The 20843-nt window shown below is 74.2% G+C and carries 18 protein-coding genes and 1 tRNA gene; 7 read left to right on the top strand and 12 right to left on the bottom strand.

The genetic code is table 11. The annotated features are described in order from the left end of the window. The first annotated feature begins 3 nt into the window (after positions 1–3). Entirely contained in the window at positions 4–273 is a 270-nt protein-coding gene (locus tag EOE48_RS06810; RefSeq protein WP_127728026.1) for a hypothetical protein, read from the top strand. 3 nt (positions 274–276) lie between these two features. Here the strand turns inward: EOE48_RS06810 and EOE48_RS06805 are convergent, their stop codons facing one another. Then, positions 277–1407 carry a hypothetical protein gene (locus tag EOE48_RS06805; RefSeq protein ID WP_127728025.1) on the bottom strand — a complete coding sequence of 377 codons (1131 nt, stop codon included), beginning with the start codon at positions 1405–1407 and terminating at the stop codon, positions 277–279. A 290-nt stretch (positions 1408–1697) separates the two neighbouring features. Continuing rightward, the gene (gene nth, locus EOE48_RS06800; protein WP_127728024.1) at positions 1698–2435 is read right to left on the bottom strand and encodes an endonuclease III; all 738 of its coding nucleotides are present in this window, start codon (positions 2433–2435) and stop codon (positions 1698–1700) included. 20 nt (positions 2436–2455) lie between these two features. On the opposite strand from nth, the gene EOE48_RS06795 reads away from it, so the two are divergent. Further along, entirely contained in the window at positions 2456–3004 is a 549-nt protein-coding gene (locus EOE48_RS06795) for a DUF2244 domain-containing protein (RefSeq protein WP_127728023.1), read from the top strand. Positions 3005–3006: 2 nt separating this feature from the next. Here EOE48_RS06795 and recD2 read toward each other — a convergent pair whose 3' ends face one another. From recD2 to EOE48_RS06770, 5 genes are all read right to left on the bottom strand, one after another. Beyond that, a complete protein-coding gene (gene recD2 / locus EOE48_RS06790) occupies positions 3007–5253 on the bottom strand; it encodes an SF1B family DNA helicase RecD2 (protein WP_127728022.1) in 2247 nt (748 codons plus the stop codon). 53 nt (positions 5254–5306) lie between these two features. After that, positions 5307–5618, bottom strand: coding sequence for a hypothetical protein (locus EOE48_RS06785; RefSeq protein WP_127728021.1), 312 nt, complete (start codon positions 5616–5618; stop codon positions 5307–5309). 104 nt (positions 5619–5722) lie between these two features. Beyond that, positions 5723–8068 (bottom strand): penicillin acylase family protein, encoded by a 2346-nt coding sequence (locus tag EOE48_RS06780; RefSeq protein ID WP_127728020.1) that lies wholly within the window; start codon positions 8066–8068, stop codon positions 5723–5725. A gap of 124 nt (positions 8069–8192) precedes the next feature. Next, positions 8193–8465 carry a GCG_CRPN prefix-to-repeats domain-containing protein gene (locus tag EOE48_RS06775; RefSeq protein WP_342791820.1) on the bottom strand — a complete coding sequence of 91 codons (273 nt, stop codon included), beginning with the start codon at positions 8463–8465 and terminating at the stop codon, positions 8193–8195. 241 nt (positions 8466–8706) lie between these two features. Continuing rightward, positions 8707–9486, bottom strand: coding sequence for a ComF family protein (locus EOE48_RS06770; protein ID WP_127728046.1), 780 nt, complete (start codon positions 9484–9486; stop codon positions 8707–8709). A 148-nt stretch (positions 9487–9634) separates the two neighbouring features. Here EOE48_RS06770 and EOE48_RS06765 point away from each other — a divergent pair, with 148 nt between their 5' ends. From EOE48_RS06765 to EOE48_RS06755, 3 genes are all read left to right on the top strand, one after another. Beyond that, complete coding sequence (locus tag EOE48_RS06765) at positions 9635–11653, top strand: methyl-accepting chemotaxis protein (protein WP_127728019.1); 2019 nt, start codon at positions 9635–9637, stop codon at positions 11651–11653. A 63-nt stretch (positions 11654–11716) separates the two neighbouring features. Next, a complete protein-coding gene (locus EOE48_RS06760) occupies positions 11717–12595 on the top strand; it encodes a methyltransferase domain-containing protein (RefSeq protein ID WP_127728018.1) in 879 nt (292 codons plus the stop codon). Further along, positions 12592–12948: a DUF427 domain-containing protein gene (locus tag EOE48_RS06755; protein ID WP_127728017.1), complete on the top strand. Its 357-nt coding sequence runs from the start codon at positions 12592–12594 to the stop codon at positions 12946–12948. The genes EOE48_RS06760 and EOE48_RS06755 overlap by 4 nt, the downstream gene beginning before the upstream one ends. 2 nt (positions 12949–12950) lie before the next feature. Here the strand turns inward: EOE48_RS06755 and EOE48_RS06750 are convergent, their stop codons facing one another. From EOE48_RS06750 to argJ, 4 genes are all read right to left on the bottom strand, one after another. After that, entirely contained in the window at positions 12951–13367 is a 417-nt protein-coding gene (locus EOE48_RS06750) for a (deoxy)nucleoside triphosphate pyrophosphohydrolase (protein WP_127728016.1), read from the bottom strand. A gap of 53 nt (positions 13368–13420) precedes the next feature. Next, complete coding sequence (locus EOE48_RS06745; RefSeq protein WP_127728015.1) at positions 13421–16258, bottom strand: glycosyltransferase; 2838 nt, start codon at positions 16256–16258, stop codon at positions 13421–13423. A 491-nt stretch (positions 16259–16749) separates the two neighbouring features. Next, positions 16750–17457 carry an SIMPL domain-containing protein gene (locus EOE48_RS06740; protein WP_246154005.1) on the bottom strand — a complete coding sequence of 236 codons (708 nt, stop codon included), beginning with the start codon at positions 17455–17457 and terminating at the stop codon, positions 16750–16752. Then, entirely contained in the window at positions 17454–18692 is a 1239-nt protein-coding gene (gene argJ, locus EOE48_RS06735; RefSeq protein ID WP_127728013.1) for a bifunctional glutamate N-acetyltransferase/amino-acid acetyltransferase ArgJ, read from the bottom strand. Before argJ ends, EOE48_RS06740 begins: the two co-directional genes overlap by 4 nt. A 230-nt stretch (positions 18693–18922) precedes the next feature. On the opposite strand from argJ, the gene EOE48_RS06730 reads away from it, so the two are divergent. Both EOE48_RS06730 and EOE48_RS06725 read left to right on the top strand, forming a co-directional pair. Continuing rightward, entirely contained in the window at positions 18923–19882 is a 960-nt protein-coding gene (locus EOE48_RS06730) for a LysR family transcriptional regulator (RefSeq protein ID WP_127728012.1), read from the top strand. 56 nt (positions 19883–19938) lie between these two features. Then, a complete protein-coding gene (locus tag EOE48_RS06725) occupies positions 19939–20655 on the top strand; it encodes a 4'-phosphopantetheinyl transferase family protein (RefSeq protein WP_127728011.1) in 717 nt (238 codons plus the stop codon). 89 nt (positions 20656–20744) lie between these two features. On the opposite strand, the gene EOE48_RS06720 is transcribed toward EOE48_RS06725, so the two are convergent. Further along, positions 20745–20821 (bottom strand) — tRNA-His (locus EOE48_RS06720). Positions 20822–20843: the final 22 nt, after the last annotated feature.

The following is a 20843-nucleotide window of genomic DNA, read 5'->3' as shown; positions in this document are numbered from 1 at the left end:
CGCATGGCCGACATCCTCGCCCCGCCCGCCGCCGAGCGCAGCCACGACCGCCGGGTCTCCCTCGGCGTGGCCGCGCTGGTCCTCGCCACGGTGGCGCTGGCGCATCTCGCCCCGGGCGGTCACCCGGCGCCGGCGGTCGGGCCCGACCGCGATCCGGGCTGCCGGGAATGGACCGATTCCTGCGTGGTCTGCGTCCGCGGCACCGAGGGGGCGAATTGCTCGCTGCCGGGCATCGCCTGCGTGCGCGGGCCGCAGCGCTGCATCCGCCGCTGAGGGTCAGCCGCGCATCTCGGCGCTTTGCGCCAGTGCGGGCCGGTTGGCGCGCGGGCAGGGGATCTCCGGCCATCCCGCCCGCGCGGCGGGCCGCGATGCTCCGGCAACGGCCAGGATGAGGACCAGGAGCGTCCCAAGGCCGGCCGCCCCGAGGACGGCCACGGCGGTGGCGAAGCGCGACCGGACCTCGACCGCGTCTGCGGCGATGGCGGCCTCGGCGCCGTCGAAGGCGGCGTCGCGCAGGGCGAGGACCGAGTGCCACATCGGCAGCGCCCGCTCGCGATAGGCGGCCCCGCCGACGGGGAACCGGCCGGTCTCGAAATGCGGCACCATCTCGTTGCGCAGGATCTGGAACGCCTCGACGTACTCCGCCTGGACCCGTGCCAGCGCGGCCCTCAGCGCGGGCGAGGCGGCATCCTGTTCGCCGAGGGATCTGAGGCCGAGCCAGATCTGGTCGACGCGGCCCTGGAGCCGCCAGAAATCGACCGCCTGCTGCGTCGGCACCGGCCTGTGGGCGGCCACGAGGTTCTGCAGGGCGCCGGCCTGCTGGCCGGCCAGATCGCGCAGCTCGAGGGCCGCGCGGGCGATGGTGCCCCACTGGAACGCCCGGCCGCTCGCCGGAGCGAGCTTGGCCGTCTCCGCCTCCGAAGCGAGGCGCGCCGCCTGGAGGATCCCCGCCGACAGCGTGCCGACGACCGCCACCGCGTCGCCGCGCCCGGCGACCGGCTGGTCGAGCCGGGCCGCGACGAGGTCGCGCAGGGCCTCGTAGGAGCGGCCGATCTCGGCGACGCGGTCGCCGAGCCCGTCGCCCTCCGGCAGGCGCCCGTCAGTCTCCCGGACCCGGGCCGAGGCCGCGTCCACCGCCCCGGCGGTGAGGTCCTGCGCCGTCCGGAGCGCCGCGAGCCCGCGGCCGTCGTCGGCCGTCAGGCCTTGCAGCGCCATCGTGGTCAGGCCGCGCTCGATGCTCAGGTGCGGCGGCACCTCCGCCAGCAGGCGCAGCACGCCGAGGCGCAGCCCCGCCTGGGTCACGGCGGCGAGACGCCCGTACTGCCGGAGCGCGCCATCGGCCGCGAGGGCACAACCGATCAGGCTGAGGCCCGCCACCGCGAGGACGAGGGCTGTCCTGAAGGTCACGTCGGATGCTCCGGCGATCGGATCTCCGCGAGGATCCTGCCGGGATCGTCTTTGCGGCGGGTTAATCCGCTCCCGCCCGGCCGAATACACTCCTGATCCCAACGGCCCGGGATGCTGACGCATCGACGCGATCTCGGGCAGGCCCGAGATCGACGGGGCCGTTGATCCATCTCGGATTTCCGACACTCAGCCAGAGGCTTGGCGGAAATTCGAGAGCAGAACCAAAGGTCATTTTCAATGACCGCTGGTATGACATGCACTCCCGCCGCGCTGGGCGGGACCGGGGCCGGTCAGGCCGCGACCTTGTCGGGATACCGGCACAGGTCGGCGATGACGCAGCGCCCGCATTCGGGCTTGCGCGCCTTGCAGGTGTAGCGCCCGTGCAGGATCAGCCAGTGATGGGCGTTGAGCCGGTAGGGCTCGGGCACGATCGCCTCCAGGCCGGCCTGGACCTTGTCGGTGGTCGAGCCCGGCGCCAGCGGGATGCGGTTCGAGACCCGGAAGATGTGGGTGTCGACCGCGATGGTCGGCACCCCGAACGCCACGTTCAGCACGACGCTCGCGGTCTTCCTGCCGACGCCGGGCAGCACTTCGAGCTTCTCGCGCTCGCGCGGCACCTCGCCGCCATGCTCCTCGACCAGGATGCGCGACAGAGCGATGACGTTCTTCGCCTTGGTGTTGAACAGCCCGATGGTGCGGATGTGGTGGCGCACGACCTCCTCGCCGAGCGCCAGCATCGCCTCCGGGGTGTCGGCCCGGGCGAAGAGCGGCGCGGTGGCGAGGTTGACGCTCCGGTCGGTCGCCTGGGCCGAGAGCACCACCGCCACCAGCAGCGTGTAGGGGTTGAGATACTCGAGGTCGGAGCGCGGCTCGGGGTCGGCGGCGCGCAGGCGCGAGAAGATCTCGGCCAGGGTGGCGGCGTCGACCGGCTCGCCCTGCCGGGCCGCCGCGGTCAACGGCGCGACGACGTGCGCGCCCGCCGTGCCTGTCGTGTTTTTGATCGGGGCGGTCGATGTGCGGCGGGCCATCAGCGCCTTATATGGCGGGCATGGCGAGCGGCAAGATCCACGGCGACGACGGCCCGGAGCCTTCGGCGCGACATCCCTACGGGCGCGATCCCGACACGATCGACCGTCCGGTCTTCGCGGCGGTGATCCGCCCGCACCGGTCCCTCGGGCGCCTCGGCTTCCGGGTGGTGATGGGTGCCTGCTGCCTCGTCTCCCTCGTCACCAGCATCGCCTTCGTGCGGATGGGGCACTGGCCGGTGGCCGGGTTCTTCGGCCTCGACATGCTCGCCCTGTGGCTGGCGCTCACCGTCAGCAACCGCCGCGGCCGCTCGTTCGAGGAGGTGATGGTGAGCCAGATCGAGGTGCTGATCGCCCGGGTCAGCCACCGCGGCGAGCGCGCCGAGTGGCGCTTCAACCCGCTCTGGACCCGCCTGCACAAGGTCGAGGACGACGAGTACGGCCTGCAATCCCTCGCCTTCGAGTCCCGCGGCCGCCGCGTCCTCGTCGCCCGCGACGCCTCGCCGGGCGAGCGCGAGACCATCGCGGCCGGGCTCACCCGGGCGCTGGCCGAGGTGAAGAAGGGGTATTAGCCTCAGCGGTCGGCACCCGACCCCGCGCTCCGCCGCCGCTCGCGGGCGCCCGTCTCGCCGGTCTCCAGCCACTCCCGCAGCTTCGTGAACCGCGGCCGCATGGCGCCGCCGCGCACCGCGATCCCGATCGCCCGGGTCTGGGCCACCAGCACCACCAGCCGCTTGCCGCGGGTGACGCCGGTATAGAGCAGGTTGCGGGCGAGCATCGTGTAGTGCTGGACCGCCACCGGGATCACCACCGCTGGATATTCCGAGCCCTGCGCCTTGTGGATCGTGATGGCGTAGGCCGGCGACAGGGCGTCGAGTTCGTCGAACGGGTACTCGACCTCGCGCCCGTCGAAGCCGGCGACCAGGATGCCCTCCTCGGAATCGATGCGCAGGACGAGGCCGAGATCGCCGTTGAACACCTCGCGGTCGTAGTCGTTCTGCCCGACCATCACCCGGTCGCCGGGGGCGAAGCGCCAGCCGAACCGCTCGACCGCCACCGGCGGATCGGGGTTGAGCACCCGTTGCAGCGCGTGGTTGAGGTTGCGGGCGCCCAGCGCCCCGCGGTTCATCGGGCACAGCACCTGCACGTCGCGGACCGGATCGAGCCCGAACCGGCGCGGGATGCGGCAGGACACGATCTCGACCAGCTTCTCGGCACCGATCTCGGGGTCGTAGATCGCCACGACGAAGAAGTCGCCGTCCGGGTCGGTGGCGCCCTCGGGCATCCGCCCGGCATTGATCCGGTGGGCGTTGACGACGATCCGGCTCTCGGCGGCCTGCCGGAAGACCTCCGTGAGGCGCGCAACCGCGACCCGGCCGGACGCGATCACGTCGGCGAGCACCTGCCCGGGCCCGACCGAGGGCAACTGGTCGACGTCGCCGACGAGCCACAGGGCGGCGTGGCGCGGCAGCGCCCGGGTCAGGGCGTTCATCAGCGGCACGTCGACCATCGAGGCCTCGTCCACCACCAGCAGGTCGCAATCGAGCGGGTTGCCGGCATCGCGCAGGAAGCCGCCATGGGCCGGGTCGACCTCCAGCAGGCGGTGCAGGGTGCGGGCCTCGCGGCCGGTCTGCTCGCTCATCCGCTTGGCGGCCCGGCCGGTCGGCGCGGCGAGCAGCACCCGGGCCTCGGCCCGGCGCAGGATCCGCAGCAGGGCGTCGAGGGTGCTGGTCTTGCCGACGCCGGGGCCGCCGGTGACGACCGCGACCTTGGCGGCGAGCACGGTCTCGGCGGCGGCGCGCTGCGACGGCGACAGCGCCCGGCCGGTCTCGGCCTCGACCGCCGCGAGGGCCTCGGGCACCGCGATCTCGGACCACGGCAGGGGGGCGGCGTCGAGGGCGATCAGCCGCTCGGCGATGGCGCGCTCGGCCCCGTGCAGGCCGCGCAGGAAGACGTGCGGCTCGGTCCCGATCGTGTCGGCCAGCACCGCCTCGCCGGAGAGTTCCTCGACCAGGGCGGTGCGGATCAGCCCGGCCTCGACGTCGAGCAGGCCCGCGGCCCGGGTGACGAGATCGGCGACCGGCAGGGCGCAGTGGCCGTCGTCCATCGCGGCCTCCAGCGCGTAGGCGATGCCGGCGCGCAGCCGCGCCGGGGCGGTCGGCGGCAGGCCGAGGCGGGCCGCGATCGCGTCGGCGGTGCGAAAGCCGATCCCGCGCACGTCGCGGGCGAGGCGGTAGGGGTCCTCGGTCATCACCGCGACCGCGTCGGTGCCGTAGGTCTTGAAGATCCGCACCGCCCGCGCCGTGCCGACGCCGTGGGCGTGGAGAAAGATCATGATCTCGCGCACCACCTTGTGCTCGGCCCAGGCGGCGACGAGGCGGGCGGCGCGCAGCCTGCCGATGCCGGCGACCTCGGTCAGGCGCTGGGGCTGCGCCTCGATGACCGCGAAGGTCTCTTCGCCGAAGGCCCGCACGATGCGCTTGGCCATTTCCGGCCCGATGCCGCGCATCTGGCCGGAAGCGAGGTAGCGCTCGATGCCGTCCGCCCCGGTCGGCGGGGTGCAGGCGAGGGTGTCGGCCTTGAACTGGAGCCCGTGGCTGCGGTCGCTGACCCAGGCGCCGGTGGCGGTGACCCATTCGCCCGCCGCCACCGCCGGGGCGTGGCCGACCACGGCGACGAGGTCGCGCCGGCCGCGCGCCTTGACCTTCAGCACGCAGAAGCCGGTCTCGGCATTGTGGAAGGTGACGCGCTCCACCGTCCCGGCGAGGGCGTCGGCGGGGCGGCGCGCCTCGGCGGAGCGGTCTTGGATGGCGCGGGGCATCGGTCCGGGGAAGATCGTGCCGCCGGCGCCCGGGCGCAAGGCGCCGGCGCGGGTCACCAGCGCGGCGGGCCTTCGCCGTCCGGGTGCCAGTGCCGCCGGCCCCAGCCCCAGCCGGGACCCTCGTCGCAGACCCGCACCCGGCGCACGACCTCGTCGCCGTAGGGGTCGTAGCGCCGCTTGACGAAGACGCGGCAGCCGCCGGGCGCTCCGGCGAAGCGCGGCGGCCCGGGCGGGCGCCAGTCCGGCCCGCCCTCGAAGCGCGGTGGGGGCGGAGGGCCGAAGCCGTCGAAATCGGCGGCCTGGGCGGTGCCGAGTCCGGCCAGCAGCAGGGCCGCGGCGGCGGTGAGGCGGGCGAGGCGGAACATCGTGGGGTTCTCCGCGGCGGGGACGGATCCGGCCGCCGTTGATCCCGACCATCGCGCGCGGCCGTTGAACCGGGCCTGATGCGGCCGTTGTCGGGCGTACAGGTTCACCCCGGCCGCAGCGCGATCACCCGCTCGGTCGCCGCGTCCACCGCCTCCCGCGTGTAGAGCATCGGCCGGTAGCCGCGCCCCGCCCACAGCGCCGCGTGGTCGGCGTAGTGCGGCGAGCGCGGGTCGCCGGACTGGCCCGGCGCGTTCACGAACACGCTCGCGTCCCAGTCGCCGACATCGACTACCATCCGGAACGAGGCGCCGACGGTGAGCCGGCCGGTCTCGGGCCGGTAGGAGGTGTTCATCACGCTCGCCCCCGAGCCGCCGACCGGCAGCGGCCCGACATCGAAGGCGCCGCCGTTCACGCGCGAGAGCGGATGCAGGAAGCGGGCGTGGTGGAATCGCCCCCAGGCCCAGGCCGCGTCGTCGGCGCCGAACCGCGAGGCGCAGTCCCGGTAGGCCGCCGCCAGGGTGCCGACGAGGAGCGCGTCGCGCTCGGCCGGGGCGAGCCCCGGGTCCGCGGCGTCCAGGAGGGGCAGCAGGGTCTCGGCGTCGCCCGGCGCCAGCAGGGCGCGGGTCGCGGCATCGGGCGCGAGATGGGCCAGCAGGGCCGGGCGCAGGTGATGAATCCACCAGATCTCGGCGAGCAGCGCCGCGCCGGATTCCTCGTGCAGGCGGCCGTCGAATCCGGCGAGCACGGCCTGCGCCGCCGCGATGTCCGGTGCGGGCGGGAGGACGGCGGCGTGGCCGGCGAGGCGGCGGGCCGGCAGCGAGAGGTCGTCGCCCTGGAGCGCCATCGACTCGGCGAGGCCGTGCCGGTCCTGGCCGTCGAGCACCGCGTGGATGCGCTCGGCCCGCCACGGCTCCAGCCACTCGAAGCCGAGCCTGCGCGCTTCGGCCGGGTAGTCGGCCGGCAGGTTCATCTCGTTGGCGGTGGCGACGAAGCCGCGCGGCGGGTCGATCGCCCGCGGCAGGTCGTCGGCGGCGTGAAAACCGTCCCACTCGTAGCGCCCGTCGCCCGGCACCGGCATCAGCCCGTCCCAGTTCGGCCGCCGCGGCGCGAGGCCGGCGACGAACCACGCGATGCGCCCGTCCGCATCGGCGTAGACCTGGTTGACCGAGGGCGCCGACCAGTGCCGCAGCGCCGCCCCGAACGCCTCCGGGCTGCGGGCGTCGAGGTAGGCGAGGCTCGCCAGATAGGCGCTGGTGCCGGGCTCGCTCCACACCGTGCGCAGGGCGAAGGCCCGCCGCGCCGCCGGGTCGGCGTGGATCACCGGGCCGTGGCGGGTGAAGGCGAGCGAGACCGGCTCGTCGGGGCCGCCCCGCACCGGGATCCGCTCCGCGACCCGGCGCATCCGCTCCCAGCCGTCGCCGTAGCGATAGAGGTCGGGATCGTCGGGGTGGGTCTCGTAGGCGGTGACGTCCTCCTGGTCGAGGGGCGCGATGGTGAGGCTGAAGGCGGCGTGGCCGTTATGGCCGATCGAGATGCCGGGCAGCGCCGGCTCGCCGGCCCCGATCACGTCGAGCCCGGGCGCGGTCAGGTGCACGACGTAGCGCAGGGACGGCAGGGTGTAGGCCCGGTGCGGGTCGCTCGCGAGGATCGGCCGGCCGGTGGCGGTCCGGCCCGGTCCGACCGCCCAGTTGTTCGAGCCCTCCGGCGGAGCTTCGCCGGCCTCCGGCACCGGCGCCGCCGTGACGGCGCCGTCCTCGTCGACGCGGCACCAGCGGTCGGCCTCGTCGCGCCGGGCGGCGAGCCGCTCCGGGCCGAAGCCGACCCCGGCGGTGGCGAGGCGCACGAGATCCAGGAGATCGTCGGGCAGGGCGGCGAGGCCGTCCGGCACCACCGGGTCGTGCGGCGGCGCGAGGGCCTTGCGGTAGCGGTCGAGGGCGAGCGCCCCCCGTGCCGCCACCCGGGCGCGGGCGACCTCGGAGGCGGCGTTGCGCACCAGGGCGTGGCTGCGGACGCGCACCACGTCGGCGGCCTCCCACCGGCCCGGCCGGGTGCCGGTCGCGGCGAATTCCGGCGCCAGCCGCTCCGGCTCGCGCCCGGCGAGGTCGATCCAGGCGTTGAGCCCGGCGACGAACGCCTCGACGACCGCCCGCGTGTCGGGCGCGCCGTAGGCGGCCCATTCCGCCTCCATGTCGCCGCGATAGACGAACGAGCGCGCCGCCCGGTCCTGGGCGAGGTAGCCCGGCCCGAAGCTCTCGGCGAGCAGGCCGAGGCCCCGCCGCCGCCACAGGTCGAGCTGCCACAGCCGGTCGCGGGCGGCGTTGAAGCCCTGGACGAAGAAGGCGTCGCGCCGCGATCCGGCCCGCAGATGGGCGATGCCGTGGCGGTCGAGGCGGATCTCCGCCGGGGCGTCGAGCCCCGGCACGGTCAGGGTTTCGCTGGCAACCGGCATCGTCTCCCTCCGCGAGGTGCGCCGGCGGCCAGTGTCGGACGCGGGCGGCGGGGAAGTCGAGCGCCGCCGGGGAACGAGCCCCCCGCGGCGGATGCATGGGCGGCCGGTGCGACGGGCCGCCGGTTCAGAACCGGCAGAAGCGGCGCGGCCCGTACGGGGTCGGACGGACGAAGCAGCGGCGGCCGTAGACCCGCGGCGGCCCGTAGGCGCGGAACGGGCGGCAGAAGCCGCGGGGCGTGCGGAAGAAGCCCGGGCCGCAGCCGCCGGCGACCCGGGTCACCGGCGCGTCCGGCGCCACGGCGCCGGCACCCGGCACCGCGAGCGGCGTGGCGCCTGCCGTCGAGGCGAGGCCGAGGCCGGCCGCCAGCGTGGCGGCGGCGATGAGCTTGTGCATCATCTCTCTCAACTCCAGGGAACGCTTCCGAGGAACTCCGCCGGAAGGCGCGACCAAACCGGGCTTCGGCCGGAAAGGTTCCGCGGACCGTCCCTGTCGCGCGGTCGCAAGGTCGGGATCTCGTGCGGTTTGCGATGGATCGCTTCGCGATGCGGAAACAGGCGTCGCTCAGGTGTGGGGAGCCGAGGGCTCCACCGCGCGGGCTGACGATACGATGCCCGGACCTGATCGCCCGGACATCGTATCATGTGACGCCGTCGCCGACGACGCAGGCGAAGGTCAGCACGTCGACCGCCGCGGCGCCGCCGCGCAGCAGGGCCCGGGCGGCGGCGTTGGCGGTGGCGCCGGTCGTCATCACGTCGTCGACGAGGAGGATCCGGCGGCCGGAAAGGCGCGGGCGCGCCGCCTCGGGCACCCGGAACGCCCCCTGGAGGTTCTCGGCCCGGGCGGGCCGGCTGAGCCCGACCTGCGGCCGGGTCCGGCGCACCCGCAGCAGCAGCCCGGCCTCCACGGAGCGGCCCTCCCCGGCGGCGACGTGGCGCGCCAGCAATGCCGCTTGGTTGAAGCGCCGCCGCCACAGCCGCCAGCGCCACAGCGGCACCGGCACGATCGTGTCCGCCTCGGCGACGAGGTCGCGGCCGGCCCGCGCCATCATCCGGCCCATCGCCACCGCGAGGTCGAGCCGGTCCTCGTATTTCAGCCGGTGGACGAGGCGGCGGGCGGTGTCGTCGTAGCGCGCGACGCTGCGCGCCCGGGCGAAGACCGGTGGCGCCGCCATCGCCGCCGGCGAGATCAGCCCCGGCACGCCGAGATCGACCGCGAACGGCGTGCCGAGCCGCTCGCACCACGGCCGCTCGATGAAGCGCATCCCGGTCCAGCACCCGGCGCACAGGGCGTGCGGCGACCCGGTCGCGGCCCCGCAGGCGATGCAGACCGGCGGGTAGACGAGGCCGAGGAGGCCGCGCAGGGCGAGGCCCGGCGCCCGCGCCAGGCGGCGCAGCGCCGGCGCGAGCGAACCGGGCATCCCGCCCCGGCCGAAGGTCCCGCCGCCGTTATCCACGCCCGATCTCCGGATCCGCGAAGGTGAGCCGATTGAGACGGCCACGTTAAGACGGCCGAGACGACGCAACGATACACCTTCTGCGACACTCCTCACGTGGAAGGACGCCAGGATGCTCGTCAGGTTCGGTGCCGTGGGCCGCAGGGTGGCGCGCCTCTCCATCAGGGCCCGCATCCTCGGCGGGTTCGGGCTCATCCTTCTCACGTCCTGCGGCGTCGCCGCGGCCGGCGCGCTGCTCCTGGCCCAGGCGCGGGAGAACTTCGCCGCCTACGAGGCGGCCCGCAACAAGGTCGAGCACGTCCGCACCATCGACATGGACATGATGCAGGCCCGCTTCGAGACGAGCCGCTGGCTCCAGCGGTTCGACCCGGCCGTCGCCAGGGCGGCGCAGGCGCTCCTCGCCAAGGCCGGCGAGACCGCGGGCGCGGCGAGGGACGCCGGGCTGACCGCGCCGGAGCAGGCGCTGTCGCAGCGCGTCGCCGCGAGCGTGCGCGGCTACGCCGCCGAGTACGAGAGCCTGCGGCAGATCCAGGCCGAAATCGCCGCGCAAGGGAAGGTCGTCGAGGCGGCGGGGGAGCGGTTCCAGTGGGTCCTCGCCGGGCTGCGGGCCGGGGCCGCCGAATCCTGGGATCTCGAGCGACTCACGGCGGTCAACGAGGCCGCCGAGGTCGTCCAGGCGGTCCGCGGGCAGATGGCCCAGTTCGGGATCTCGATCGATCGCGGCCGCCTCGAGGCGGCGGCGGCCGGCATCGCCGACCTGCGCGGCCGGCTCGCCGCCGCCGGGCTGGCCGAGGCCGGGAGCGGGGACGACCGGGTGTCGTCGCTGCTGGCGACGTGGGGGGAGGCGGTCCAGCGGCTTGCCGGCCTGTCGCAGCGCTGGGGCGGGCATCTCCAGACCTCGCGGGGATTCCGCGACGAGGCGAACGCGGCGCTGGCCGACCTCCTCGCCTCGGCCCGGCAGGGCGCGACGGCGCAGGAGGCCGCCTTCGCCGCGGCGGTGGCCCGCAGCAACACGATCTTCCTCGCCGTCTCCGCGGCGATCGTGGTGGCGGGCCTGCTCATCAGCCTGCGGCTCGCCGGCTCGGTCGCCGGCCCGCTCCAGCGCCTGTCCGGGGTGATGGCGGCGATCGGCGGCGGCGCCCGCGCGGTGCCGGTTCCGGAGACCGGCCGGCAGGACGAGATCGGCGGCATGGCCCGGGCGGTCGCGGTGTTCCAGGACGGGCTCGCCGAGGCCGAGCGGCTCGCCGCCGCCCAGCGGGCGCAGTCCGAGGCGGGCGAGGCGCGCACGCGGCTCGTCGCCGACCTGACCCGGGAGTTCGAGGGGGCGATGGCGCGGCTGACCCTCGAACTGACGAGCGCGGCGGGCGGGATGGAGGCGGCGGCGCAGGTCGCCGGCGAGGCGGCGGCGGAGGCCGACGGCCTCACCGCCGGCGTCGCCGAGGCGGCGAGCCGCACCTCGGCCAACGTGCAGTCGGTGGCCGGGGCGACCGAGGAGCTCTCGGCCAGCATCGCCGAGATCGTGCAGCAGGTGACCCAGTCCTCGGCGATCGCCGGCCGCGCCGAGACCGAGGCCGCCCGCACCGAGGAGACCGTCCAGGTGCTCGAGGCCGGGGTCGCGCGGATCGGCACTGTCGTCGGCCTCATCACCGAGATCGCCGCCCGCACCAATCTCCTGGCGCTCAACGCCACGATCGAGGCGGCCCGGGCCGGGGAGGCGGGCCGCGGCTTCGCGGTGGTCGCCACCGAGGTCAAGGAACTCGCCGGCCAGACCGCCAAGGCCACCGAGGAGATCGCCGCGCAGATCGGCGGGATCGAGGCGCAGACCGGACAGGCGGTGCGCGCGATCGCCGACATCGCCCGCACGATCCGCGAGATGAACGCCATCGCGTCCGGCGTCGCCGCCGCGATGGAGCAGCAGGGCGCGGCGACCCGGGAGATCGCCCGCAACGTCCAGCACGCCGCCGAGGGCACCGAGCGGGTCTCCGGCAACGCCGCCGAGGTCCGCCGCGGCGCCGCCCGCACCGGCGACGCCGCCGGCCGGGTTCGGCAGGAGGCCGGGGCGGTCTCGCAGCAGGCCGCGGGCCTCGAACGGGAGGTCTCGCGCTTCGTGGCCGGGGTCCGGGCGGCCTGACGGCCGCTGGCCCGGCCCCGGGGGGTGGCGGGCAGGGTGCTCCCGCGCCATCTAGCGGGCACGATGTCCACGCCGCCGCCCCTGTTCGACACCGCCCTGATCCGCATGCGCCTTCGGCGCGCCCGCCGGATCGGCTACGCCGACTTCCTCCTCGCCCGCGCCCTCGACGACCTCGGCGACCGGCTCGGCGCGGTGCTGCGGGACTTCCCCCACGCCCTCGACCTCGGCACGCCGCTGCCCGACGCCGCGTCGTGGCTGCGGGCGAGCGGGCGGGCCGGCGAGGTCTGTCGCCTCGCCCCGGTGCCGGAGCCGGCCGTGCCCGGCGTGGCCCTGGCGGTCGGCGACGCCGAGGCGCTGCCCTTCGCCGGTGCGCGGTTCGATCTCGCGGTCTCGCTGCTGGCGCTCCAGCACGCCAACGACCTGCCGGGCGCCCTGATCCAGATCCGCCGCGCGCTGAGGCCCGACGGCCTGTTCGTCGGCTGCCTGCTCGGGGGGCGCAGCCTCACCGAACTGCGCCAGGTCCTCGCCGAGGCGGAGAGCGAGGTCGAGGGCGGGATCTCGCCCCGTGTGGCGCCGTTCGCGGAGGTGCGCGACCTCGGCGGCCTGCTGCAGCGGGCCGGCTTCGCCCTGCCGGTCACCGACGTCGAGACGGTGCCGGTGCGCTACGCCGACCCGTTCGGGCTGATGCGCGACCTGCGCGCGATGGGGCTGACCAACGCCCTGCGCGAGCGGCGCGGGCGCCTGCGCCGCGACACCCTGATGCGGGCCGCCGCCCTCTACGCCGCGCGCTACGCCGACCCGGACGGGCGGGTGCGCGCCACCTTCGAGGTGATCTGGGTCTCGGGCTGGGTGCCGCACGAGAGCCAGCAGAAGCCCCTGGCACCCGGCTCGGCGCGGGCACGGCTCGCCGACGCCCTCGGCACGCAGGAGAGACGCTCATGAGCGACGACCATCCGATCACCGTCACGCCCAACCCGCACCGCATCCGCGTGGTGCTGGGCGGCGTCATCGTGGCCGAGACGACCCGCGCGCTGACCCTGCGCGAGGCCGGGCTGCCGCCGGTGCAGTACATCCCGCGCGAGGATGCCGAATGGGACCTGTTCGCGCCCAGTACCCGCCGCACCCGCTGCCCGCACAAGGGCGAGGCGAGCTATTACGGCCTCACCGCCGGCGGGGTCGAGCGCGCCGACGCGGTGTGGAGCTACGAGGATCCGCTGCCGCAGGTCGCGGCGATCCGCGGGCACCTCGCCTTCTACCCCAACAAGGTCGACGCGATCGAGGAGTTCAAGGATTAGGCTCACGGCCCGAGCAGGTCGACGAGCGCCGGCAGCAGCGGCAGGTCGGCAGGGGGCATCGGGTAGCTCGCGAGATCGCGGGGGCGGACCCACTTGAGCGCCTGCCCCTCGCGCGGCTGCACGAAGCCGTCCCAGCGCCGGCAGACGTAGAGCGGCATCAGCAGGTGGAAGCTCTCGTAGGCGTGGCTCGCGAAGGTCAGGGGCGCGAGGCAGGCCTCCTTCACGACGATGCCGAGCTCCTCGGAGAGCTCGCGGATCAGCGTCTCCTCCGGCCGCTCGCCGGGCTCGATCTTGCCGCCCGGGAACTCCCACAGCCCGGCCAGCGACTTGCCGTGAGGGCGCTGCGCCAGCAGCACGCGCCCGTCGGCGTCCACGAGGGCGACGGCGACGACGAGGAGAAGCTTGAGCGGATCGGCCATCCCCCGACATAGCCCGTGCGGGATGCCGGGCGGAAGCGATTCCGTGCGCCGCCTCACGCCGCCTCGTAATAGGCCCGCAGGAGGCTCGGATAGGCGAAGGTCTCGTAGCGCCGCCGGCGGCCATAGACCTCGGCGAGCGGGGTGGCGAGCAGCCGGTCGTTGAAGGCGGACGGGTCCTCCAGGAGGGACGGGGGCACCAGCACGCCCTCGCCGGTGGCGCGCAGCCGCTCCGCCTGGGCGCCGAGATCGAGCGTCACCGGCGGAATGCCCGCCGCCAGCGCGATCGACAGCGCGTAGCAGTAGGTCTCGGGCCAGATCGACGGAATCATCACGAGGTCGATCTTCAGGCTGCGCAGGAGGTCCATCGCCTCGCCGTCGGACTTGTAGGCGCCGGACTCGATCACGCCGACCTGGGCCATCCGGTCGGAGCGGTCGGAATAGCCGACGATCCGGTACTGGATCGGGAGGTTGCGCAGGCGCGCGTCGAGGGCGAGGTCGTGCAGCACGCCCGAGCCCTTGTGCGGACCGAGGGCGCCGATGGCGGCGACCTGGAGGATCGAGGGGCCGCCGCCGGCCGAGCTGCCCCGCGGCGCCGGCTGCGCCGCGGCGGTGAGCCGCTCCTCGTGCGGCCGGACCACGATCCGTGCCTCCGGGATGAACGGCCGCAGGCGCTCGGCGATGTCCCCGGACGGGGCCAGCACGCCCGTCGCGCCCGAGAGGAAGCGGGCATAGACGGTCCGCCGCTCGTCCGGGTCGGGAACGTCCTCGGCCTGATGGTCGATCGCGATGCAGGCCCGGCAGGTCTCGGCCGCGGGCAGCCCGCAATACCGGGCGAGCGGGGTCACGAGATCGTTGCGGTGGCACACCGCCGAATAGTCGTGCAGCGTGAAGTAGTAGTTCCTCATGCCCGACACCATGTCGATCATCCGGCGCGTCGAGGCCCAGTCGAGACCGACGAACGAGTGGACGTGGACGATCGCGGGATCGAGCCAGCCGAGGAACGCGGCGAGGAGGTCGGCATGCCGGCCGAGATCGAGCTGCTCGAAGGACGGCTCCGGCAGGTGCAGGTCCTGGTCCGGCGGGGCCGAGAGCCGGATCGCCCGGCGGCCGGCGATGGTCAGGATCAGGGTCTTGACGCCCTCCCGGGCCAGCCGCCCGCTCGCGTCCCTGACATGGGTGGCGATGCCGCCGCCGCGGTTGTGGGTGACGAAGACCGCGACCTTCCAACGGGCCAGGTAGCGGGCGATCCGGTAGAGGTCGAGCCGGAAGCGGGCGTCGCGGGCCGGATCGGCCTCGATGTAGCGGAAGACCCGGGTCAGGTAGTCGGGATGCTTGCCGAGCAGGCGCTTCTCGATCGCCGACAGCGAGTCGAGATAGGTGTTGTCGAACGACACGCCGCCGCAATGGTAGACGAACACGTCGTGCGCGAGCAGGTTGCGGTAGCCGGCCTTCGCGGCACGCAGGCAGAAGTCGTTCTCCTCGCCGTAGCCGCGGCCGAACGTGGCCTCGTCGAAGGCGCCGATCGCGTCGATCACCGCGCCGCGCATGTAGAAGCAGAACCCCACGCCGGTCGGGATCTCGGACGAGGCGCGCGCGTTGCAGGCGCTCGCGTAGCGGTCGATCTCGGCCAGGGACGCTTCGAGCTGGACCCGGTTGTTCTGGTTGAAGCGGGGATAGCTGCAGATCGTGGCGTTGTTGGAGAACGGCGTGATGGTGGCGGCGTCGGGATGGGCGGCGGCGTGCCACAGCATCCGGTCGATCCAGTCGCCGAACGGGATCGCGTCGGAGTTCAGCAGGATGACGTCCTTGCCGCGGCACAGGCCGAGGGCGCGGTTCACCGAGCCGACGAAGCCGAGATTGGCCGGGTTCTCCTCGTACCGGAACAGCCCGCGCGCCGCGAGGCGGCCCAGCGCCGCGTTCAGCTCCGGGTCCGGGCCGCGGTCGTTGACCACCAGCACGGCGAACCGCGCCGCCTGCGGGGTCAGCGCCGCGTGCACCGCCCGCAGGGTCTCGTCGTAGCCCTTGTAGACCGGGATCACCACGACGACGTCGCTGGCCTCGACGTCGGCGGCGGGCGCAACCGCGTCCCACTCCGCCTCGCCCGGCGCCGTCGCCGCCGGCCACAGGTCCGCGCCGAACGGGTTGGGCCGCAGGCCGAGGGTCTGCCCCTTGGTGACGTAGTGGTAGAGCGGGTTGGGATCGTCGCCGATCGCCTCCCGGTAGGTGTCGAGATAGAACGTGCTCCAGAAGAATTCCGACGGGTTGCGGCCCTCCTTCCAGCCGTGCAGCGCGTAGTGCCGGAGCGGATCGATGCCGGAATCCCGCACGTCGGCGTACTGCGCCAGATAGAAGGCGGGATCGAAGGCGTCCCGGATCGTGTGCATGACGAGGTGCAGGTCGAGCGGCGACTTGGCCTGCGGACGGCCGGAGGCGCGCGACACCTTGACGAGGGGCGGGCCTCCGTCGGCCAGCTGGTGCGTCGAGACGTAGTGGTAGAACGGGCACAGCCCGCTGTAGATGATGTGTCCGTGCCGGTTGACGTGGTTCTGCGACGAGAAGTGCGGATTCGGCTCGTAGCCCTGCCGCCAGCCGGTCAGGAGATAGTGCGACAGCGGATCCTTGACGAACTTGAGGTTGTTCTTGGAGAGGTAATAGTCCTCGTCGAAATAATCCTTGATGACGCTGCGCTGGATCTCGAGGGCATCGGAGGCGAACGACGTGTCGATCTGCGCCCGCACCTCGCGGCTGAGCTTGCTGTAATGGACGAGCGGATTGACGTCGGCCTGCCCGTCGCCGAGGCGGCTGTCCTTGTAGAGAAGGGTCGAGAAGGAGCGCGAGGGGTCCCGCCCCTCGCGCCAGCCGCACGCCATGAAGTGGTCGAACGGATTCACGCCATCCTGAGCGACGTCGGGATTCGCCTGCAAATAGAAACGGCTGTCGAATAAAGCGGCGAGACGATGATTCGGCAACCATCGACGGAACGCTTTGCGGATTGGCATGAAGATTCTCCGGCCCCGGCCTTTTAGGAAATGCAACCGGCCCGTGCAAGGGACGCGAATCGCCGCGCGGAAGAACGGTTTTGTGTCGTATTGTTGTCGCCGTGTCACGGGCAACGTGCAGACCGCCGGCTGCCCAAGGGCAGGGCCGGTCGGCGGGATGACGGCGGCCGGGCCGGTTCCGGCGCGTGTCCTGCCCCCGGGACGACTTGAGGTGAGGGACCCGCCGCGGATCGGGGATCACACGATGTCGATCGCTCGCTCGGCGATTCCGCCGGATCGCGGCGATCGCCGTGCCATCGCTTTCGCGATGCGAAAATCGGCGTCGCTCAGGCGCCGCGCGGGCGGGTGAGACGAAATCCGGATGTGATCTTCCGGATTTCGTCTCAGGGGGCGATGGCCCAGGTCACCTCGACCGAGGCGGCCACCTCGACCGTGCCGGGCTCGACCGGGACGCTGGCGCCCGGCGCCTTGGCGGCGAGGGCCCGGGCCATCGGGTAGGGCGGGGGCACCGCGCCCTGCGGCGAGGTGGTGATGCGCTCGACCCGGCCGAGGCGCAGGCCCGCCGCTTCCGCGAGGACTTCGGCCCGCCGGCGGGCGTCCCGCACCGCCTCGGCCTCGATCCCGGCCTCGGCCCGGGCCGGATCGAGGAGGCCGAAGCCGATGCCGTTGATCCGGTCGGCCCCGGTGTCGACGATCCGGCGCACGAGGGCGCCGAGGCGCGGCAGGTCGCGCAGCCGGATCCGCACCGCGTTGACCGCCTGATAGCCGTCGGCCACCTCCCTCACCACCCCGTTCGGGTCGCGCTGGCTGCGGGTGGCCGGCCGCAGGACGACCGCCGTCGTCGCGACGTCGGGGCCCGCGGCCCCGAACTCCCGGGCGAGCGCCACGACCTTCGCGGCCGCGCCGCTGCTCTGGTCGAGGGCCGCGCCGGGCGTCGCGCCGCGGGTCTCGACCGCGACCTCGACGGTGGCGAAGTCGGGCGCGATCTCGGCGCTGGCCTGCCCGGTGACCACGATCCGCCCGGGCTCCTCCGCGGCGGCGGGTCCGGCGAGGAGGAGGACGGCGAGCAGGGCGCCGGCGGGTCCCCTCACGAGCGGTAATCCCCGTTGATCTCGACATAGGCCTTGGTCAGGTCGCAGGTCCATACCCGCGCCGTGCCCTCGCCGAGGCCGAGACCGACCCGGATCACGATGTCCTGCCGGCGCATCGCCGCCGAGGCCTCGGCCTCGTCGTAGTCGGGGTCGCGGGCGCCCGCGACCGCCACCCTCACGTCGCCGAACCAGATCGCGAGCCGGTCGCGGTCGGCGGGCTCGCCGGCCTTGCCCACCGCCATCACCACCCGCCCCCAATTGGCGTCCTCGCCCGCCACCGCGGTCTTCACCAGCGGCGAGTTGGCGATCGACATCGCGATCCGGTGGGCGGAGGCGTCGTCGGTCGCGCCCTCGACCCGCACGGTGACGAACTTGCGCGCGCCCTCGCCGTCGCGGGCGACGAGCTGGGCGAGCTCGGCCAGGAGGTCGTCGAGGGCCGCCGCGAAGTCGCGCAGGCGCGGATCCTCCGCCGAGGCGACCGCGTCGTTGCCGGCCGCTCCGGTCGCGAACAGCATCAGGGTGTCGGAGGTCGAGGTGTCGCCGTCGATGGTGACGCAGTTGAAGCTCTGGCGCACGCCGCGGTCCAGCAGGGCCTGGAGAACGGCGGCCGGCAGCGCCGCGTCGGTGACGACGAAGGACAGCATCGTCGCCATGTCCGGGGCGATCATCCCGGCGCCCTTGGCGATGCCGTTGAGCGTCACTTCGGCGTCGCCGAGGCGCACCCGGCGGGTCGCGAGCTTCGGGAAGGTGTCGGTGGTCATGATCGCCCGGGCGGCCTCGGCCCAGGTCTCCGGCCCGGACCCGGCCGAGGCGGCGCAATCGGCGAGCACGCCCTCGAACTTCGTCGCGTCGAGGGGCTCGCCGATCACGCCGGTCGAGGCGATGAAGACCTGGCCGGGGGCGCAGCCGGCCGCCCCGGCGGCGATGCGGGCGGTGAGCTCGACCGCCTCGCGTCCCTTCAGCCCCGTGAAGGCGTTGGCGTTGCCGGAATTGACGACCAGCGCCCGCGCCTCGCCCCCGGGCAACTGCCCGCGGCACCAGTCCACCGCCGCCGACGGGCATTTCGAGCGGGTGAACACCCCGGCGGCCTGGGTGCCGGGCGCGAACACGGCGAGGAGGACGTCGGTGCGTCCCCTGTAGCGGATCCCGGCCTGCGCGGTGGCGAGGCGCACCCCCGCGACCGGCGGCAGTTCGGGGAGGGTCTGCGGGGCGAGCGGGGAGACGGGATGGGACATGCGGCGCTCCGATCCTGTGCGGCGCCGTGCTTGTTGCCCCCGGGCGCGGTCCCGTCAACCTGACACCCCTTCCCGTCGGGAGGCGGCCGGCGGAACCGGAAAGATGTTTTCCAAGGCCTCCAGAGGACGAAGGACCATGGGAAAATTCGGATCTAGAGTTGCAAAATATCACCTAGAGGCTCAGTTATCGCAGGGTCATCGCTCATGACGCCCCGGCCTGGAGGTCTCGCTTGGCTCACCCGCAAGTGCTGCGCGACATGGCGCTGTTCGTCGAGGTGGCGAAGCGGAAGAGCTTCAGCCAGGCCGCGGCGGCTCTCGACGTGCCGATCTCCTCGCTGTCGCGGAGGATCACGCAGTTCGAGGCCGCGATCGGGCTGCGTCTGCTCGACCGGACCACCCGCAAGCTGGTGCTCACCTCCTACGGCGAGGCCTATTACGAGCAGGCGACGCGGCTGGTGGAGGAGGCCGAGCGGACCTTCGACGACCTGATCGCGCAGGCGCGCGGCCCGAGCGGGCTGCTGAAGCTCGCGGCCCCGTCCGACCCTTGGGTGCTCGACCACGTCTCGTCGGTCGTGTCGGCCTATTGCCGGCGCCACGAGCACGTGCGGGTCCACGTCGACCTGCGGCCGACGATGGTCGATCTGGCGCAGGAGGGTTACGATCTCGCGATCGCGGTCGAGGAGCCGCGCGAGACGTCCCTGATCACCCGCCGGGTCGCGCAGATCGACAACGGCCTGTTTGCGGCGCCGGACTATCTCGATCGCGCCGGCATTCCGGCCGAGCCCCGGGACCTCGCCGCTCACTCCGCGATCCTGCTCGGACTGCCCTCGACGTCGAGCGTCTGGCGCCTGACCCGCGACGGCGCCGCCGCGGTGGTCCCGGCGGCCGGCATCGTGTCCTGCAACAGCGTCGCCCTCGCCCGGCGCTTCGCGGCGGCCGGCCACGGCATCGCCCTGCTCCAGGAGGCGGAGGCGCAGGCAGCGGTCGAGGCGGGCGCGTTGCGGCGGGTGCTGCCGGAGTGGAGCCCGTCCCCGACCCCGGTCTCCATCGTGACGACCTCGCGCCTGCTCCCGGCCAAGACCCGCAGCTTCATCGACTTCGCCGGACGGCACCTCGCGCTCCACCTCGCCGGTCGCAGCCCGGGCGAGGACGAGGAGAGCGGCGAGGCGCCCCGGGCGCTGCGCGCCTGACCCTCGACCGGAACGCCCCCCTGCCGTACTGGCCTTGCGGCGCGGCCGGAGGGGCGATGGAGGACGGGACGATCGACGAGGCGGCGGCGGCCGCGGCCCGGCTGGCGCCGGGCGAGGCGGTCGCGGTGGCGATCCCGGCGGGCCGGGTCGGCGAGGTGCTGCCGCCCCGCCGGCTCGCGCTGCCGCCCGACGAGTGTGCCCGCATCGCCCGCTACCGGCAGCCGCAGGACCGGCTGGAGCGCGAGGCGGCGCACGGGCTGCTGCGCCACCTCGCGGCGCCGCTGCTCGGGCGCGCGCCGGCCGATCTCGTCCTCGCCCGCGACGGGCGCGGCCGGCCGTTCCTAAGGGAGGCGGTCGACCTCGACCTCGACTTCAATCTCAGCCACGGCGCCGGCTGGGTCGCGGTCGCGCTGGCCCGCGGCGGCCGGGTCGGCATCGACGTCGAGGGCGCGGCGCGGCCGGTCGACTGGGACGCCCTCGCCCCGCACGTCCTGCATCCGGACGAACTCGCGGCGTTCCGCGCCCTGCCGGCGGCGCGGCGGCCGGGTCACGCCCTCGACCTGTGGACGCTCAAGGAGGCGTGCCTGAAGGCGAGCGGGGAGGGGCTGGCGGTCCACCCGCCCTCGGTCCGGCTGACGCCGGCCGGCGCCGAGTGGCACATCGACCGGTCGGGACTGCCGCTGCGCGCGACGGTGGGCCTCCTGCCCGACGCCGCCCGGCTCGCCCTGGCGCGGCAGCGCGACCTGCACCCGCGGATCGTGGTCGTCGCGTGAGGCCTCGGGCTACGGCGGGAGGAAGTATGCGCGACCGGAGGCGGTGCCGCCGCGGCACGTTCCGGATCATCGCTGCGTCTGGGAGTCGATGGTACCGCCACCCCGGCTCGAACGGGGGACCTCTAGATCCACAATCTAGCGCTCTAACCAACTGAGCTATGGCGGCCGGCGACGAGGCGGGATGTAGT

The organism is Methylobacterium oryzihabitans (genome assembly GCF_004004555.2).
GTDB lineage: Bacteria > Pseudomonadota > Alphaproteobacteria > Rhizobiales > Beijerinckiaceae > Methylobacterium > Methylobacterium oryzihabitans.
This window is presented reverse-complemented; position numbering and strand designations above follow the sequence as displayed.